This window comes from Brevundimonas sp. 2YAF1, from assembly GCF_052114745.1.
Classification (GTDB): domain Bacteria; phylum Pseudomonadota; class Alphaproteobacteria; order Caulobacterales; family Caulobacteraceae; genus Brevundimonas.
In genome coordinates, this window is the sequence record NZ_JBFRFI010000002.1 from 405,743 (window position 1) to 422,892 (window position 17,150).

The window sequence follows — 17,150 nt, forward strand, 5'->3', positions numbered from 1 at the left end:
TGCGATCACATTTTTTCGGACCGCTAGATATGGTGGTCACGGACAATCACACGGGGAGAAGCCTGGGGATGACCTATACGCTCTACGGCGCCGCCGGCTCGGGTTCGGTCCCGGTCGAGGCGGCCATGACCCTGATCGGCCTGAACTATCGCGTCATCGAGGCCCCGACCTGGGAAGGCGAGACCGAGCGCGACAAGGTCGCCGTCGCCAATCCCATGCGCCAGATCCCAGCCCTGATCACCCCGGACGGAGAGATCATCACCGAAAGCGCCGCCCTCCTGATCTGGCTGGCTGATAGCTATCCCGAAGCGCGCCTGGGTCCGAGGCTCGACGATCCACGTCGGGCGCAGTTCCTGCGCTGGATGACCTTCATCCCCGCCGCCGTCTATTCGATGTTCTGGGTGCGGGACGAACCCTCGCGGCTGGTCGGTGATGACGTGGCGGCGCAGGAACAGGTGAAGCAGCGCACTGCCGAGCGCATCGCCGAATGCTGGCGCGTCATGGACAGCCAGATCGAACCGGGCCGCTTCCTGCTGGGCGACGAGTTGAGCGTGCTCGATCTCTATGTCGCCGTCGCCAGCCGCTGGACGCCGCGTCGGACGCGTTTTTACGCCGAGGCGCCGCGCATGGCCGAGGCGGTGCGCCGGGTGGACGCCCTGCCCGCGCTGCAGGCCTTTTGGGCCGAGCGCTTCCCGTTTGAAGACGGCACGATCTAGGCCGCCGCCCGCTCCAGACGAGCCGCCGCCGCCTGCATGGCCTGATCGATCGCGGCATAGAGGCGGACATGGGTGATCGGCTTGGCCAGATGCCCGTCCATGCCCGCGTCTCGGCACCGGTCGGCGTCCTCGGGCATGGCGTCGGCGGTCACCGCCAGGATCGGCGCCGCAGCCGCAGGAGAGGCCAGGGCGCGAATCTGTCGCGTGGCGGCCAGGCCGTCCAGGCGCGGCATCCGCACATCCATAAGGATCAGATCGAACGCCCCTTCACCCGCGCGCTCGACCGCCTCCATTCCGTCGACCGCCTCGACCGTCTCGCAGTCGGCGGCGGCCAGCATCAGCCGCATCATCTCGCGGTTCACGGGATGATCGTCGACGATCAGAACGCGCAAGGCGCGATCCGCCTCGCCGACCGCAGCGACGGGCTCCTCCGACAGCCGGGGCATAGGCACGGTCAGGACGAAGGTCGCTCCCTCCCCCACCACGCTGCGCGTCTCGATCCGTCCGCCCATCCGCTGCGCCAGAGCCTGGACCAGCGGCAGCCCCACCCCAGCCCCCATGTGGCGCCGTTGCAGGGAATCATCGCCCTGAACGAAGGCCTCGAACAGATGCGGCATCAGATCCGGCGCTATGCCGACGCCCGTATCGGCCACGATGATGGAGACGGCGCCGCTGTCGTAGCCGGCCGTCACGCGCACCTCGCCGCAATCCGTGAATTTGACGGCGTTGGAGATCAGGTGATGCAGCGCCTGACGCAGCCGGCGCCGCTCGCCGAAGAAGGTCCCCTGCGCCCCGGGCTCGACAGCCAGCGTCACCGGCAGCCCCTTGGCCCGGGCGTTCGCCATGGCTGGAGCGGCGGCCTCCTGCAGCAGATCGGCCAGGCTCAGGTTCTCGGCGGAGACCTCTTCGCCCCCGCGCGAGAAGTCCAGCACGTCCTCGACCAGCATCAGCATGGCGTCGCCGGAGCGGCGGACGGCTTCCACCTGAGTCGCGGCTTCGGCAGGCAGGTCGGTTCGACGCGACAGCAGGTCGGCGTAGCCGACGACGCCGTTCAGCGGCGTGCGCATCTCGTGGCTCATCAGGGCGAGGAACCGCGACTTGGCCGCATCGGCCGCCTCTGCCGCCGCGCGCGCCTTGAGCGCGGCCGCCGTCCGCCGCTGCAGACGCGCCGTCAGCTGACGGCGCTCGCTCATCAATGTGCTGACCGGCAGGGCGGTGATCACCGTGACCAGAAGGAAGACATAATAGGCGCCCATCTGCCGCATTCGCAGCGGCACTGCCGCCAGGTCCGCAACATCGGGAACCGGCGTCAGCATCACCGGGCCGTGGCCGGTCAGCGTCGCCATTCCGCTGATCGCCGTGGTCAGGATCAGAGCCGCCGCGGTCCAAGGCGGCGACAGGCGGAAGGCGACCAGCAGCAGGGGCGGCAGAACCAGATAGGCCATGGCTTCCGGGCGGCTGAAGACCCAGGCCGTCGTCGCGGCCAGCAGCAGAAGAAGACCGACCGCCTCAGACGGACGGGCCGTCCCTTCCTCTCGGAAGCGATGAGCGCGCGCGAGCAGCAACAAGGACGGCGTCACGATCAGCAACCCCAGAAGCTCCATGCCGAACATGTGCCGCCAGACGAAGGCCGCATAGACGGGCGAATAGCCCCGCAGCCACAGGCCCGCCGCGATCGACAGGCTCGTGCTGAGCGCCACCGTCGGCGCGATGGCCATCAGGCCGAAGGCGATCAGACGCCGGGGCCGCCGCATGTCCAGGGCCGCGCCGCCGACGCGCCGCGCGAGCAAAGCCGCGACCAGCACCTGCGCCATGTTCAGCACGGCGTTGATCAACAGCAGCGGCATGGTGTCGCCACGCAGGACGTTGCTGGCCAGATTCAGCGCGAAACAGACGAGCAGGACCGCCACGGCCTTGCGTCGGTGCAGTTGCAGCAGCGCGGCGAGCATGACGCCGTTGGCGGGCCAGACGATGATGGCCTGAAAGGTCGCGGCGCTCCATTGGCCCAGCACCAGGCAGGCGACGAACAGCACGACATAGGCGAGCGGCGGGGGCCCTGCCTCTCGCCCCGCATCATGGCGAAATAACCGCCAGCGTCCGGTCATGCCTATTCCCCGCCTCACCTAAGGCCAAACTTGCGGGCGAAACGTAAAAAATTCTTGCGAACGCCTATGCGAGGTTATGCGTAGCGACGTTCGTCTATCGGCGCTCTAAATCAGCCCCATGACCCGGGCTTCATCTTCCAAGCCGTCGCGGAACTGCGGCGCGGCCAGACCGATCAGGGCGCGGGCGCGCTGATCCGTGGCCAGGCCGCGCAGATTGACCCAGCCGTGTTCGGTCACCACGAACTGGGTGTCGTTGCGCGGCGTCGTCACCGGCCCGTCCAGTCTGGCGACGATGCGCGAGGCCGTTCCCCGCGCCGCCGTCGAATGGCAGGCGATGATCGACTTGCCCCCCTCCGAGGCCGAAGCGCCGCGCACGAAGTCCAATTGCCCGCCCGAGGCCGTATATTGCCGCCCGTTCAGATACTCCGAACAACAGGCGCCGAAGAGGTCGATCTGCAGCGTGGCGTTGACCGACACCATTCGGTCGTTCCGCGCGATCACCGCCGGATCGTTGACGTAGTCGACGGGCCGCGCCTCCAGCGCCGGGTTCTCGTTCAGGAATTCATAGGTCGAACGATCGCCCATGGAGAAGGTGAAGACCGTCTTGCCCGGATGCAGGGTCTTCTTCGCATTGGTCACGACCCCGGCCCGCATCAGCTCGACCAGCCCCGGCGTCAGCATCTCGGTATGGATGCCCAGATCGACATGGTCGTGCAGGGCGGCGCAGACCGCGTCCGGCAGGGCGCCGATGCCCATCTGCAGCGTCGATCCGTTCTCGACCAGACCGGCGATGATGCCGCCGATGGCCAGGTCCTGCGGCTGCTGCGGGGCCTTGCCGGCCTCCAACAAGGGGGCTGAGTGTTCGACCAGGGCCGTGGCCCTGGACACATGAACCGTGCAGTCGCCGAAGACGCGCGGCATATGCGGATTGACCTCCAGGATCACCCGCTTGGCCGACCTGGACGCCGTCAGCGCATAGTCGGTGTTGGTGCCGAAGCTGAAGTTGCCGTCCGCGTCCATCGGCGAGACCGTGGCCAGCAGGGTGTCCACCCCGACCTCGTGCGTCAGGACGTGAGGGGCCTGCTGGAAGCCGGTGGGAATGAACCACACGGCGCGCCGCCCTTCCTCGATCCCGCGCGCCTCCAGCTTCCGCTCGATGGCGCCATGGAACAGGCTGTAGGGGCGGATGCGGTCGGTCAGTTCGTAGCGGAGCACCGTCTCGCCCGCGATGGCGGTGGACAGCAGGTAGTAGAGGTTGACGTCGCCGACCTCGTTCGCCTCGGCCCGATCGGCCAGGGCCTTCAGCAGGGCCGGCGGCTGACCGACGCCCAGGGCCATGGCCACCCTGGCCCCCGACGGGATCAGGGCGGCGGCGGCGGCGGGCGACATCAGGCGCTCGGCGTACTGGGCGCCATAAGGGGTGATGGAGTCGGTCATGGGGCGTCATCCTCGAACGGCCGTTGGGCTCTTCGGTCCGTTATCGAGCCTCCCGCCCTTTGCGACCGCTAGACATTGGTCGAAGACGCGTCCTGAAGCGGGGCCCCGTGCAACCTTTGACGCCGCTCGACCGCATAGGCGATCAGCCACAGAACCATGGCCCAGGCCGCGCCGACGCTCCACCCGGCGAAGACGTCCGAGGCCCAGTGGGCGCCGAGATAGATGCGCGTCAGCCCCGTCAGCAGGGCGATCAGCACGCCGACGCCGAGGACATAGGCCTTCAGTCTTTTGCGAGGGAAGGCGCGCGTCAGCATGACGCCGAGCGTCAGATAGAAGACGGTCGACAGCAGGGCATGGCCCGAGGGGAAGCTGGCGTTCAGCGTCTGGACCGCCTGATACTCCAGCGGCGGCCGCTCGCGCTCGAACAGGGCCTTCAACCCCTCGCTAAGGGCGACGCCGCCGGCCAGGCCGCAGACCAGCAGCAAGGCCGACAGTCGCTTGCCCTGAATCAGCAGGAAGCCCAGGGCGATCAGGGCGAACAGGGCCAAGACCGAAATTCCGCCCAGCGAGGTCAGGTCGGCCGCCGCCTCTTGCAGCCACCACGGTCCCCAGGGCCGGGCCGGATCGTCGACGTAGGGCCGGACTGCATGCAGCACCGCCACGTCGAACGCCTGGCCGCCCGGCTCGCGCAGGTCGTCGGCCAGTTCGACGAAAGTCAGCGTCCCCAAGGCCGCCACCAGCAGGGCGGCGACGGCGGCGATTTCGCTGCGGGCGACCCTCAGGGCGCGGGTCAGGAAGGCGGTCGGATGCGGAGCCATGAGCCGCTAACGGCTACGCTGTCTGCGCGTTCCCGCGCCCGCCTCATCACGCCGTCGTGATGGGCGCTGCGAGCAGGAGAGAAAAATGATCGCCCCCAATTTCCGAGGCATTTCCACAGGGTGGCGGAGGCCGCCCACCGATTCGTCGGAAAAGCGCGCGTCAAGAGCTTTACGAGCGGTTAGGGATGTGCGCCCATATATGTAGCCGAGCGCGGGAACAGAAACACCATATCTAGTGTTTCAATACGGCACGGTCTTCTAACGGATTTGATCGGGGCAGTGATCAATATGGCTGGCGGCGAAGCTTTGCAGACCACGGATTTCATGGCGGTTTCCTCCGCGCCGCCCGAAGGCAAGCCGCAGTTGAAGGTCGTCACCGGCCTGCAACTGGACCGCAGCCGCGACGCGCTGCTGACCGACTTCGGCAAGAAGACGCTGGAAGACCGCTACCTCCTGCCCGGCGAAAGCTATCAGGACATGTTCGCCCGCGTCTCGACGGCCTATGCCGACGACGCCGAACACGCCCAGCGCATCTACGACTACATGTCCAAGCTGTGGTTCATGCCGGCCACCCCGGTCCTGTCGAACGGCGGCGCCGGTCGCGGCCTGCCGATCAGCTGTTTCCTGAACGCCGTGGGCGATTCGCTGGACGGCATCCAGAGCGTGTGGAACGAGAACGTCGCCCTGGCCTCGAACGGCGGCGGCATCGGCACCTATTGGGGCGGCGTCCGCTCCATCGGCGAGAAGGTCAAGGGCGCCGGCCAGACCTCGGGCATCATCCCTTTCATCCGCGTGATGGATTCGCTGACCCTGGCGATCAGCCAAGGTTCGCTGCGTCGCGGTTCGGCCGCCGTCTATCTGGACGTTCACCACCCCGAGATCGAGGAGTTCCTCGAGATCCGCAAACCCTCGGGCGACTTCAACCGCAAGTCGCTGAACCTGCACCACGGCATCAGCATCACCGATGAGTTCATGGAGGCGGTGCGCGACGGTCGCCCCTTCCACCTGCTCTCGCCCAAGTCCGGCGAAGTGATGAAGACGGTCGACGCCCGCAACCTGTGGCAGAAGATTCTTGAGATCCGCCTGCAGACCGGCGAGCCCTACCTGATCTTCTCCGACACCGTGAACCGGTCGATGCCGCAGCACCAGAAGGACCTGGGGCTGAAGGTCAAGCAGTCGAACCTGTGCTCGGAAATCATGCTGCACACCGGCAAGGACCACCTGGGCGTGGACCGCACCGCCGTCTGCTGCCTGTCCTCGGTCAACGCCGAGGCCTTCCTGGAATGGCGCGAAGAACCCAAGTTCATCGAGGATGTCATGCGCTTCCTCGACAACGTGCTGGAAAGCTTCATCCAGACGGCGCCGGCCGACATGAAGGCCGCCGTCTATTCCGCCAAGCGCGAGCGTTCGGTGGGTCTCGGCCTGATGGGCTTCCACTCCTTCCTGCAGGCGCAGGGCGTGGCCTTTGAATCGGCCATGGCCAAGTCGTGGAACATGCGTCTGTTCAAGCACCTGCGCCGCGAGGCCGACAAGGCTTCCAAGCTTCTGGCCGAGGAAAAGGGCGCCTGCCTGGACGCCGCCGAACGCGGCGTGATGGAGCGGTTCAGCCACAAGCTGGCCATCGCCCCGACCGCCTCGATCTCGATCATTTGCGGCGGCACGTCCGCCGGCATCGAGCCGATCCCGGCCAACATCTATACGCACAAGACCCTGTCGGGCTCGTTCGCGGTCAAGAACCCCTACCTGCAGAAGCTCCTGGGCGAGAAGGGCATCGACACCGAGGCCGTGTGGAACTCGATCCTCGAACACGAAGGGTCGGTCCAGCACCTGGAGACCCTGTCGGACGACGAGAAGGGCATCTTCAAGACCGCCTTCGAACTGGACCAGCGCTGGATCGTCGAACTGTCGGCCGATCGCTCGCCGGAAATCTGCCAGGCTCAGTCGATCAACCTCTTCATCCCCGGCGACGTGAACAAGTGGGACCTGCACATGCTGCACTGGTCCGCCTGGGAACGCGGCGTGAAGTCGCTTTATTATCTGCGCTCGAAATCGGTGCAGCGCGCCGCCTTCGCCGGCGCCGACGACAAGGCCGAAGCCGAGATCGATCCGAACCAGCCGGACCTCTTCTCCGCCGCGCGCACCGACTACGACGAGTGCCTGGCCTGCCAGTAGGCTCCGCCCTCTCATCACCTTCGCCTGATCACGCCGCCCGGAGGAACCGTCCTCCGGGCGGCTTCGTTTCGTCGGGACAGGATTGTGGCGCTAAAGAGTCCGTTGCGGTTCTCCACCGTTAGTGCACAGTGGAGTCGTTGACGGATCGGGAGGGCCGTTGTGCGCGTAGAGGCTTGCCTGATTGGTCTGCTGGTTGTCGTGGCTCTGCCCGCGACGGCGGACGCACAGGCGAGCGTTGCCCGCAGTTCAACGCCGCCCGCCATCGCCGCCCGCGGAGGCGACGCCGTCCGATTCGAGGACGCCGCCGCCCTGCTGAACCGCGAAACCGCCTTCACCGCCGCAGACACGCCCTTCGGCGCCCCGATCGCCATGGTCGACGCCCTGGTTGGCGCCCTGCTCGACGCCCCCCTGGGCGGCACAGCCTTCACCGCCGCCCAGACCGAGGCCTGGTTCGCCGGTGACGGCTTCACCGACCGACTGCGCCTGACCACCATAGGCGAATTGCGCCGGGCCGACGGCGCGCCGGTGCCGCCGCGACCTCTGGACGCCCGCGCCTTTGACGCCGAGGGCTATGACGTCACCTATACGCGCGGCTGGGTCGCCGCGCGGGGCCGCACGCCTTCGGGTCTGGAGGTGTCGCTGACGCCGCACGCCGGCGTGGGCTTCGGCAGCGAAGGCACGTCGGCGGAAGCCGGCGCCACGCTCAAGATCGGCGAGGGACTCGACCGCCTCGCGCCCAATGGCGAGGAAGCCTTCGGAGAACGCGCCCGATGGTACCTTTACGCCGCCGGTTCGAAACGCGCCGTCGGCTATAATTTCGCCCGCACCCGCGACGGCGACTTCGCCCGCTCGGGCATGAGCCACGACTCCGGTTCCTATCTGGGCGACGCCTCCATCGGCGTGGCCTATCGCCGGGGCGACATGCAGAGTTCGTTCGGCATCGTCTATCGCGAGATCGAGGCCAAGGGCATCAGGGCCTACAACGGCATCAACACCGACGTGTCGGAAGGCCTGGTGGCCTTCCAACTGACGATCCGACCTCACGAATAGGGGCGAGCGCCTACTGGGTGCGCGCCACGCCTTCGCGACGGCTGTCCGCCCCGCCGTCCCAGCGCCCGTTGCGCCACAAGGCGCCGTGCAGGCCCGAGTTCTCCGACGTATGGGGCCGCAGCACGATCCCCCGCGCCGCCATGCCCGCCTGGATCTCGGCCGTAAAGCCTTCGGTGTCGGCGCCGAACCCGTCGCCCTTGGCCACCAGATTGGGCAGGTCGAAGGCCGCCTGCACCGGCAGGTCCCAGCTCAGGGTCGCGATCAGCGCCTTGGCGTTATAGGCCAGGATGGAGGATCCGCCCGGCGACCCCATGGCCCCTAGCAGCCGCCCCTGACGGTCCAGCACGATGACCGGCGACATGGACGAGCGCGGCCGCTTGCCTGCCGCCACGGCATTGGCCGCCGGCGTGCCGTCGGCCGCCGTCGGGACCATCGAGAAGTCGGTCAGTTGATTATTCAGGAAGAAGCCGCCGGCCATCCGACCCGAGCCGAACAGGCTCTCGACCGTGGTGGTCATGCTGACGGCGTTGCCCTTGGCGTCGACGACCACGAAGTGGGAGGTGCCGGCGGGCTCGCGCGTCGCGTCGGCGCCGACCTTGGGCGCGCCGGGCGGCGTGCCGAACGGCGCGGCCCCGCGCAAGGCCGGGGCCAGGGCCGCACGCTCGGCCACATAGGCGGGGTCCAGCAGGCCCGCGACCGGCACGGCCACGAAGCCCGGGTCGCCGAAATAGCGGTCGCGGTCGGCGTACATCAACCGCTGCAACTGGGCGAAGGCGGCCCAGGCCGCGGGGCTTTGCGGCCCCTTGTCGAGATCGGGCGTCCGCTCGCCCATGGCCAGCAGTTGCAGGATCGACGCCCCGCTGGACGGCGGCGGCGGCACGCAGACGACATAGACCTTGTAGGGACCGCAGACGGCCTCGCGCACGATGGGCTTATAGGCGGCGATGTCGGCGGTGGTCAGCCCGCCCGGACGCGGCCCCTCGGCCACCGCGGCGGCGATGGCCTCGGCCAGCCGCCCCTGCTGCAGGCCCGCCGCGCCCTCGCGCGCGATCGTCCGCACCGTCTCGGCGTAGGCGGGGTTCTTCAGCACGTCCCCGGCGACATAGCGGGCGCCGTCCGGCTTGGTGAAATAGGCGGTGGCCCAGCGCGTCTTGGCCTGGGGCGCGTCCGACGCGATCATCCCGGCCAGACGCGGGCTGACGACAAAGCCGTCCTGCGCCAGTTTCTCGGCGTCGCCGAACAGCTCCGACCACGCCAGCGTCCCGTGCTGCTTCTGCGCCAGGTCCAGCATGGGCACGGCGCCCGGCGCGCCGGTCGAGCGCCCGCTCAGCACCGCATCGACGAAGGCCAGCGGCCGCCCGTTCTCATAGAAGAGCTCGGGCGTGGCCGAGGCCGGCGCCGTCTCGCGCCCGTCATAGACGGTGATCGCCTCGCTCTCGGCGTCGTAGAACATCATGAAGGCGCCGCCGCCCAGGCCCGACGATTGCGGCTCGACCAGACCCAACACCGCCTGGACGGCCACGGCGGCGTCCACCGCCGACCCGCCGCGCGCCAGAACCTTCATCCCGGCCTCGACCGCCAGAGGATTGGCCGCCGACACGAAGGGCCCCCGCGCGGGCGCCTCCGCCGTCGCCGCGACCGGCCCAACCGCCGCAGCATCCACGACCGGCGCCGTGGCGCATCCCGCCAGCATAAATGCGCCGACGGCCGCTCCCGTCAGAATGAGCGAAATTTTGCGCCGACGGTTCGACGAGGGGTTGGAATAGGCGCGCACTAAACGGCTCCTGCAGGGTTCAGGGAGAGGTTCATGCCTAGTGTCACAGGCCCCAAAGTCCAAGCCTGCATTTTCTATCGAGATTTCCAGAAAAGCCGCTTGCCAGCCTCCGACCCGCCCGCTAGATACCCGGCCTGCCCGCAAGGCAGTGCGCGCCCGTAGCTCAGCTGGATAGAGCATCAGACTACGAATCTGAGGGTCGGACGTTCGAATCGTTCCGGGCGCGCCATTTACTTTCAAGGACTTAGCGGCGTTTTTCGCTGCAGCCTTGGAACTCTGTTACAGCCTTTTTACAGCTTCTGTTACAGCCGCCGTTCAGGCCTTTTCCCGCCTCACATTCTGAAGCCGCACTGCCTCGTCGATACGGTCTTGCGCGGAATCCGCCATCCGCACCCGCTCGGCCTGTCGGCGGTAGATTTTCGCCGCTCGGTCCGTCGCGTGTTCAAGCTGCGCCATGATCTCGGCATCGGACGCACCCGCGTGCGCCAATTCGATGCCCCGCGCGTGGCGCAGACCATGAATGGTCAAGTTCGGTCGAACCAGACCCGCTTCCGCCAGCTTCGCAACCAAACGATCGAACGCCTGATTCAACTGGCGCTCCTTCCACCGCTCTCCCCGCTGGTTGTAGGCGATCGTCGATGCGGGGCTAGGCGTTTTACTCAGCAACGCCGTCAGGCGGGCGTCTTCGCGCTTGTCACACTGCACTCGGCGCTTCTCCGTCATCCACTTGAGCCGCCACTGCGTCCGCCCCTCGTCAAGCGGTGAGCGCGCGCTCACAGGCAGCGCGCATATCGTGCCCCGCCGGAAACCGCCCCAGCGCCCCAAGGCGGCGGCCCTGGCCAGACCGGGCATCTTGCGCGTCATCGCCAACTCGATGAACGCCTCCACTTCCACGTTCTCCCAGGCCGGGTGCGCCTCCTCCCTACCGTGGGGCGGGGCGATTTTCTCCAGTCCCGCAAAGGGGTCCGCGCCGATCCTCTTGTCCCGCACGGCGGGCTTGAACGCATTCTTCAGCATCTGAACGCGGTCGTTGGCCGCCTTATGACCGCGCGGCGCCCACGTATCGCGGAGATCGCGTACCCAGCCCGCGTCAACGTCACGCAGCAGCACATCACCGACATCGGCCTCGATCTCATCGATGAGCCGCTCGTACTCCTTCTTGGTGGAGACCGCCCGGCTGATGAATTCGGCTGACTTCTTGTAGCGACGCATGAGCCCCCCGATCGTCCCGACTTGCGGCGTCTGCGCGGCCTCGGCCCGCGCAAGACGATTCAAGATGGCATCGACTTCCGCCTTCAGTTCGGGCGTGTCGTCGGGAGAGCGCAACGGCCCCTCACGATAATCGCCCTTGCGGAAATACAGGGCCACGCGCCCATCTGGCCGCTTCACCCTCTGAACGTAGGGAACCTTCACCGCGACCGACTCGCTCGTTTAGCGCGTGCCGCAACCCTGCTCAGCGCATCGTGACGCCGATCGCGCGTCGCCTCGTCGGTCGCCGGCTCCGTCCGCTGCAGGACGTCTTGCCGGCCATTGCCCCCCCGCGCCGGCAAGGTGGCGACCCACTCGTCGATCTGCGTACGGCTGTAACGAACCAGGTTGGCGCCCACATCGATCGGGGCCACCGGGCAGATTTTGGCGAGGGTCGATCCGGACATCCCGAGATAGCTGGCCAGTTGCTGTTTGTTCAACAGCAGAGGCCAGGCCATCGGCGTGACAGCCGCCTCGCACGGCGCCGCGGGGAAATATGAGGCCATCTCCTCCGGACGCAGCAGACGGATCGCGACCTTCTGCAGGACGCTGCCCGTCAAAACAGGCGAGGACGCATCACGCTCATAAGCATGGGCTGGTCGAGGCGTGTCGACGGAAGGAGGGCGGGAGGTGTCAAAGGGCATGAAGACGACTTGGAATCAGACACGGTCCGCCTAGGTCATCCTAGGCGAGCACCGCCGCTTCTGCTGTCGTCACTACAGAGGCGGCTGGTTAGCACGCGGACCCTAGCCGAACACAGTTCTGAATGCAAGCCGTCTTCGCTATAGGCGTTTGATTTGTAAAGGAATGTTGCGCATCGCCCGCGCGCGATCAACGCTTCCAGTCAGCCTTCACGAAGGCCTGATCCAGAAATTCGGCCACCTTCGCCCATTCCTCCGCGGCCGCACCGCCCTGAGCTGCCTTCCCGCGCACCTCCGCCAAAAGCAGTTCACGTTCCACATAGGCGGCGAGACAGATGAAATCCGTGCGGCGAGACCCGCGCGCCGTTCCGACACCGGCGTAGAGGTCAGGGAGTGCCTTCGCGCCCTTCAACCGGTTGGCCTGATCGCTGATGACCCGGATATTGCCCCGGACATACCCCAGGGCGGGCTGGATGCGGTCGAGCGATGGCGAGTGAGGCGTGCGGCCCACGCCCAAGGTGATCGGGACCCCTAGCGCCGGGCAGATCGACGGCACGACAATGTCGGACCGACGAAGGTCGAACGGCAACCCCCGTCGCGCGGCGCGCTGACGAGCCCGCTGCAGAAGGCTCATGGCCGGATCGCCGCGGCGGCGCTGTCGCAGATAGTTGCTCATATAGATGGCGTTGCATCGCTGGCACCGCGCCCGCTTGAGCTGGGCGCCATGAACAGGACAACGTCGTGTGGGCGGATCGTAAACGTTCATGTAAGACTCCTTCCTCAGAATGAGTCCACAAATTCAAACTTAGCCTTAAGAGTCAAATTTAATTGTTATGTCAGAACGCCGTCGACTGGACCAGCATCCCACGGGTGCCCAACTGAGGGCAGCGCGCGGGCTATTGAACATGTCCCTGCTGGACCTGTCCGAGCGGACAGGGCTGGCGCTCAACACCATCAAGCGCGCTGAATCGACCAACGACTTCGCTCCGATCAACAGGGCGAACGCCAAGCTGCTTCTGACCACCTTGGAAGCGGCAGGCGTGGTCTTCATTCCAGCAGACGCCGTGCTAGGCGCTGGCGCGCGGCTCGCCAGCGTCGATCAAGCCCCATTGGCGCGCCGGCGAGCACTATCTAAGCCGGCTGCCGAATAGCTGTTAACGCACGCCTCACATAACGCCGGCAGCGGACGGTCAGAGCGGCGAACTGCAAGCGCGCGTTCGCAAGTGCGCCGTGGCCGTAAACAGCGGCACAACGCCGATCTGACGCCTGATTGGTCGGTCGTCGTGCTCGACTAGCGGTCACAGTCTCAGTCGAACAAGCCGCACTGGCTTGCGAGCTTGCAGACGGTTTCAAGCCGGTCCTCTGTCGCATAGGGCCGCGCATTCCTTGAGCCCACGCGCGTCAGCCGCCAGCCGCCCTCGTCAAGCGCGACCCTCAGGCGAAGAATGGCGCTGCGCTTGGCGCGGACCTCCGCCATGCCCCGGCCGGCGGACCAGTAGGCATGCTGGGCAAAAAGCCAGGTGTGAAGCATGTGGGCGAGGAAATCGGGAGGCGTCGCCGCGCTCCAGCCCCTCGCTTCCAGGCGCGCCCGCCGCAACGGCAGGCGATCGGCCCGCTCGGGCGCGGCATCGCCTTCGGGATCCGTCTCCGTGAAGCAGAAGGCCAAGGTGCGTGCAACCTCGCCGGGCACGCGGTCGAGGTTCGACCTCAAGGCGACGCCCAGTCTCTCCTGCAGTTCGACCGGACAACGACTGCGGGGCGCCTTCAGCCAGCTGCCCGGCCGATCCGAGGCCGCCCAACCGTCGCACTTGCTCCGGAACCGCGCGACCAGCTCACTGGTCGGCAGTGGGCCGGCCTCGAGCTGACACAGACACCACCAGAACCAGGCTTCCAGCGCCAACCGGAACGCCTGCCGCACCTGCAGACGTCGCCAATCCTTTCTTGCGGGGTCATCGCCATCAAGCTCCGACATGGCGGCGCGAAGTTCACTCAGGGACCGGTCAGGCTTTGCCTCGATCAGGCTGCTGACGAGAGCCATGGTTCGGCGCCGGCTTGGTCTGGCGCCATCCCCGGCGAGCGTCTGGGCGAAGGCGGCCTGTTCGGCGGCAGTCGGATCGTCCAGTGACCAGAGCCGCCCCCAGGCCACGACGTCAGAGCGAGCGACCGTGACCGTTCCGAACCGTGAGAAGGCCGGGTGATTCAGAACCGAGGCGATGCTAGCCTCGAAAGCGTCAAGCGCCGCTTGCACTCTCGGGCTTGGGCCCCAAGCCGGAGGCCTGCTCGGCCCCGCCCAGTCCAAAGCTTTGATGGATGGGCCGTAGGTGATGGCGGCGGTGAAGGCGGTCGAGCCGGTGCGGGTCTTTCGGAATGCCTCCCACGTCTCGCCGCCGAACCTGTAAGTTTTCCGGGACAGATGGTTCTTGGAGAGCACGCGACGCCCGGGCAAACCCTCGATGGCCTCGCCGTCAGCAAGTGCGAACTGGGACCAAGCATAGAGGACCTCGATCCGATCGATGAAGTCCCGGATCATCGGCGGCGTCGCCGGCACCTTTCCCTCGTCGGACAGTTGGCCGGCTCGTCTCGCAGCCCAAGCGACCACGACATAGGGCCTGAGCAGGCGCACGACGTTGTTCACCCCGGGAAGCGCCGCGTCCATGAGTTCGAAATTGAGCTGTCGGAGTCCGAGGGGATCGACCCCGCCCGGACGCGGCAGACCATCGGCCGACGGTATTGACGGCGCGACCGCTTGGCGCGCGGCCTTGATGAGTTCGTCTAATGCCAACCCCATCAGCCTGCTCCACCGAAGATAATCACCCCGTGACCGCAATTGCCTGCGGTGGTGATCATTGTGCGCCGGAACATCTGCTTCTCGCTCAGCGACAGGGCCATGCTGCACCGGGGGCAGACCTCCTGACGCCGCGCTCCATACTGGATCCCGCTGCGCGCTCTCGGATCGGTCAGGGCCCGCTTTAGGTCCGGCCATGCCGAGGCATTGAGATCGCTGATCGGCGAGGTGGCGAGGGCCGCGAGCCGAACCGGGTCCGCCGACCGAAGGCCGTCGGCGAACTCCAGTACATCCTCCTCGATGCACCGCACGGCTGCGACCTGCGCCCAAGCCTCTGCCGGAGACAGATCAGTCGCCTCTGCGAACAGTGGAAAGGCTTCGGGATCGAGTAGGCTGGCGTCAAACGGAAGCTTCAGCCGCAGGAAGACGGCCCTGACCCGCGCGGCGCCTGCCGACTCCACTGAGGCTAGAAGGACGTTCCAGGCGAAAGCGAGTGCGTCCCCCGTGATCGAGGCCGGGGTCAGTTTCCCCGATAGCTGGGCCAAGCCCGCGGCCAAACGGCCCCTCGACCATTCCAGTCGCTGGGCCATGTGAACGAACAGGCCAAGCGCCATGACGCCGGCCCGATCCACTTCCTCCGGGCTGAGTGCCCATTCCAGATAGCGGTTCGTGGCGTACTCGACCTCGAAAAGCGCCTCTTCATGACGGTTCTGTCGCCGCTCCGCCCGTTTGGCTGCCGCTGCGTCGCCTTCATCCTCTCCGTCCGGACCGTCCGGCTTCTCGAACCCAGGCTTTCGGGATTTCAGCACAGCAAGGAACTGCTGGATCAGGCTTCGGGATGCGCCTTCTCCCCCGTCATGAGCGTCATCGGCCTCTGGTTGAAGCCAGAGAAGGTCTTCGGACCTGACCGGCGTCTGGTCATCCTCCAACAGGTCTTCGGCTCCGTCTCTACCCGTGAACTCGGCCGTGGCTTGGCCCTGCGCCGCATAGAGGTAGTCGAGCAGAAAGATCAGGTCCTCCGGCGTGTCGCAGCCTCCCAAGACGGCGAACAGGCGCGGTGCCGCATCTCCGAACCGCCGGGCGGCCGCATTCACGGCCGCGAAGGTCACATAGCCTTCCGCCGTCCCCTCAGCGCTTTCGACACGCAGCACCATCCGGCTGGACGTCCAGGCCTGCTGTTCGAGTTCGGGAATCGTCAGATCGAATCGGCCATCCGCGTCGATCTGAATGTCGTCCAGATCGCGTCGGCCGGTTGCGGTGACCTGGGCGAGCAAGGCCCGCCCCGTCATGGACGGGGAAAGCACCCAGCCTCTCAGGCGGGCGCCATCGAGCTGGGCCCTGAGCACCCCGACATCGACGTCCTCCGCCTCGACGGCGTCCGATGTCCAGGTTACGAACTCCGGAGCCTCGGTCTCGGTCCACCCCCAGATCGGGGTGCGGGACGGCTGAAGGCGCACGACGACCGCCTCCACATTTCCGGCCTGACCTAATCCTTTGCCTAGCCCCTCAAGCAGTCCGGCCCTGGTCGCATTGGCGCTGCCCGATACCAGGATGCGGCCCCTGCGGCAGACGAGCTCATAGGCCTTGGCGTGGAGCGGCCTGGGCCTGCCCTGACGTCCACCCGAATCCGCGAAGGCGTCCAGCTGTACGGCCCGGATTGGCAGTTCCCCCCCCCAGGGCCAGGGCGGTGCCGAGCCCGTGACCGTAGACCCGCTCCAGTGAAGGTGCACGGCGTCTACGCCGAGGTCGCGCGCCATTGCGGCGACCGCTGAACCGTTAGCGTCGAAGAAGGGCGAAGCCGCACTCAGTCGCGTGCAGCCGCCGAGTTCGTCGGCCAGCTCCACCACCTGCGGTCCGATCCCGCTTCCGAGACTGTGAAGGACGCGTAGTCCACCGCGATCGGCTCCTCCCCGCGCAACCGAGGACAGGTCCGAAGAGAGGTCGCCGCAGACGTCCGCCGCGGCGTGGCGGATATGGGGATGATCCGCCAGCCCTGCGAACAGACCGGCGACGTCCTCGAAGGCCCGGGACGCGAAGCCGGGATGGAGCACTTCCACGGTTTCGAGGTTAGACGCCCAGCCTCCGAAGGTCAGGTTTCCCGATCCCAAAGTGATGAGGGCCTCATCGTCCCCGATGAAGGCGCCGATCTTGGGGTGAAAGGCCAGGCCGTTCGAGACGGCGACCGGTTCCAGGCGATACTCCCTGCCGACGCCTCTCACGCCCGTCTCGGCGAGTGAGGTGCGGACGCCATGCAGATCGCAAAGAAGACTGATGTCTCGCCCGCCGGCCCGCGCCAACGCGTCCATCACCACCGTTTCGAAAAAGGCCAGGCTTAGCGCGTAGGTGGTGAAGACCACGCGCTTCCATTCCGCGCCCCCGGCGATGTCCAGCTGACTCATTCACA

At 66.9% G+C, this 17,150-nt stretch carries 13 protein-coding genes and 1 tRNA gene; 5 read left to right on the plus strand and 9 right to left on the minus strand.

Annotated elements, in window-relative coordinates:
* Positions 1–68 precede the first annotated feature (68 nt).
* Entirely contained in the window at positions 69–716 is a 648-nt protein-coding gene (locus tag AB4Y68_RS04590) for a glutathione S-transferase family protein (protein WP_441454332.1), read from the plus strand.
* On the opposite strand, the gene AB4Y68_RS04595 is transcribed toward AB4Y68_RS04590, so the two are convergent.
* From AB4Y68_RS04595 to AB4Y68_RS04605, 3 genes are all read right to left on the minus strand, one after another.
* Complete coding sequence (locus AB4Y68_RS04595; protein ID WP_441454333.1) at positions 713–2,821, minus strand: response regulator; 2,109 nt, start codon at positions 2,819–2,821, stop codon at positions 713–715. The two genes, AB4Y68_RS04590 and AB4Y68_RS04595, sit on opposite strands and share 4 nt — an antisense overlap.
* Positions 2,822–2,926: 105 nt before the next feature.
* Positions 2,927–4,258 carry an acetyl-CoA hydrolase/transferase family protein gene (locus AB4Y68_RS04600; RefSeq protein ID WP_441454334.1) on the minus strand — a complete coding sequence of 444 codons (1,332 nt, stop codon included), beginning with the start codon at positions 4,256–4,258 and terminating at the stop codon, positions 2,927–2,929.
* Positions 4,259–4,326: 68 nt separating this feature from the next.
* Positions 4,327–5,076, minus strand: coding sequence for a phosphatase PAP2 family protein (locus AB4Y68_RS04605; RefSeq protein WP_441454335.1), 750 nt, complete (start codon positions 5,074–5,076; stop codon positions 4,327–4,329).
* A 282-nt stretch (positions 5,077–5,358) separates the two neighbouring features.
* Here AB4Y68_RS04605 and AB4Y68_RS04610 point away from each other — a divergent pair, with 282 nt between their 5' ends.
* Together AB4Y68_RS04610 and AB4Y68_RS04615 are read left to right on the plus strand one after the other, a co-directional pair.
* Entirely contained in the window at positions 5,359–7,248 is a 1,890-nt protein-coding gene (locus AB4Y68_RS04610) for a ribonucleoside-diphosphate reductase subunit alpha (RefSeq protein WP_441454436.1), read from the plus strand.
* A gap of 159 nt (positions 7,249–7,407) precedes the next feature.
* On the plus strand, positions 7,408–8,298 hold the full coding sequence (locus AB4Y68_RS04615; RefSeq protein ID WP_441454336.1) for a lipid A-modifier LpxR family protein: 891 nt from the start codon (positions 7,408–7,410) through the stop codon (positions 8,296–8,298).
* 10 nt (positions 8,299–8,308) lie between these two features.
* Here the strand turns inward: AB4Y68_RS04615 and AB4Y68_RS04620 are convergent, their stop codons facing one another.
* Entirely contained in the window at positions 8,309–9,991 is a 1,683-nt protein-coding gene (locus tag AB4Y68_RS04620; RefSeq protein WP_441454337.1) for a gamma-glutamyltransferase family protein, read from the minus strand.
* Positions 9,992–10,224: 233 nt separating this feature from the next.
* On the opposite strand from AB4Y68_RS04620, the gene AB4Y68_RS04625 reads away from it, so the two are divergent.
* Positions 10,225–10,301, plus strand: a tRNA-Arg gene (locus AB4Y68_RS04625).
* Positions 10,302–10,387: 86 nt separating this feature from the next.
* Here AB4Y68_RS04625 and AB4Y68_RS04630 read toward each other — a convergent pair.
* From AB4Y68_RS04630 to AB4Y68_RS04640, 3 genes are all read right to left on the minus strand, one after another.
* A complete protein-coding gene (locus AB4Y68_RS04630) occupies positions 10,388–11,440 on the minus strand; it encodes a tyrosine-type recombinase/integrase (RefSeq protein WP_441454338.1) in 1,053 nt (350 codons plus the stop codon).
* A gap of 41 nt (positions 11,441–11,481) precedes the next feature.
* Positions 11,482–11,964 (minus strand): helix-turn-helix transcriptional regulator, encoded by a 483-nt coding sequence (locus AB4Y68_RS04635; RefSeq protein ID WP_441454339.1) that lies wholly within the window; start codon positions 11,962–11,964, stop codon positions 11,482–11,484.
* Between the two features lie 187 nt (positions 11,965–12,151).
* Positions 12,152–12,727 (minus strand): hypothetical protein, encoded by a 576-nt coding sequence (locus AB4Y68_RS04640; protein ID WP_441454340.1) that lies wholly within the window; start codon positions 12,725–12,727, stop codon positions 12,152–12,154.
* Between the two features lie 139 nt (positions 12,728–12,866).
* On the opposite strand from AB4Y68_RS04640, the gene AB4Y68_RS04645 reads away from it, so the two are divergent.
* Positions 12,867–13,112, plus strand: a complete 246-nt coding sequence (locus AB4Y68_RS04645) for an XRE family transcriptional regulator (RefSeq protein WP_441454341.1) — start codon at positions 12,867–12,869, stop codon at positions 13,110–13,112.
* A 155-nt stretch (positions 13,113–13,267) separates the two neighbouring features.
* On the opposite strand, the gene AB4Y68_RS04650 is transcribed toward AB4Y68_RS04645, so the two are convergent.
* Both AB4Y68_RS04650 and AB4Y68_RS04655 read right to left on the minus strand, forming a co-directional pair.
* Entirely contained in the window at positions 13,268–14,749 is a 1,482-nt protein-coding gene (locus AB4Y68_RS04650; protein WP_441454342.1) for a hypothetical protein, read from the minus strand.
* Positions 14,749–17,145 carry a hypothetical protein gene (locus tag AB4Y68_RS04655; protein ID WP_441454343.1) on the minus strand — a complete coding sequence of 799 codons (2,397 nt, stop codon included), beginning with the start codon at positions 17,143–17,145 and terminating at the stop codon, positions 14,749–14,751. The genes AB4Y68_RS04650 and AB4Y68_RS04655 overlap by 1 nt, the downstream gene beginning before the upstream one ends.
* Between the last annotated feature and the right edge of the window lie 5 nt (positions 17,146–17,150).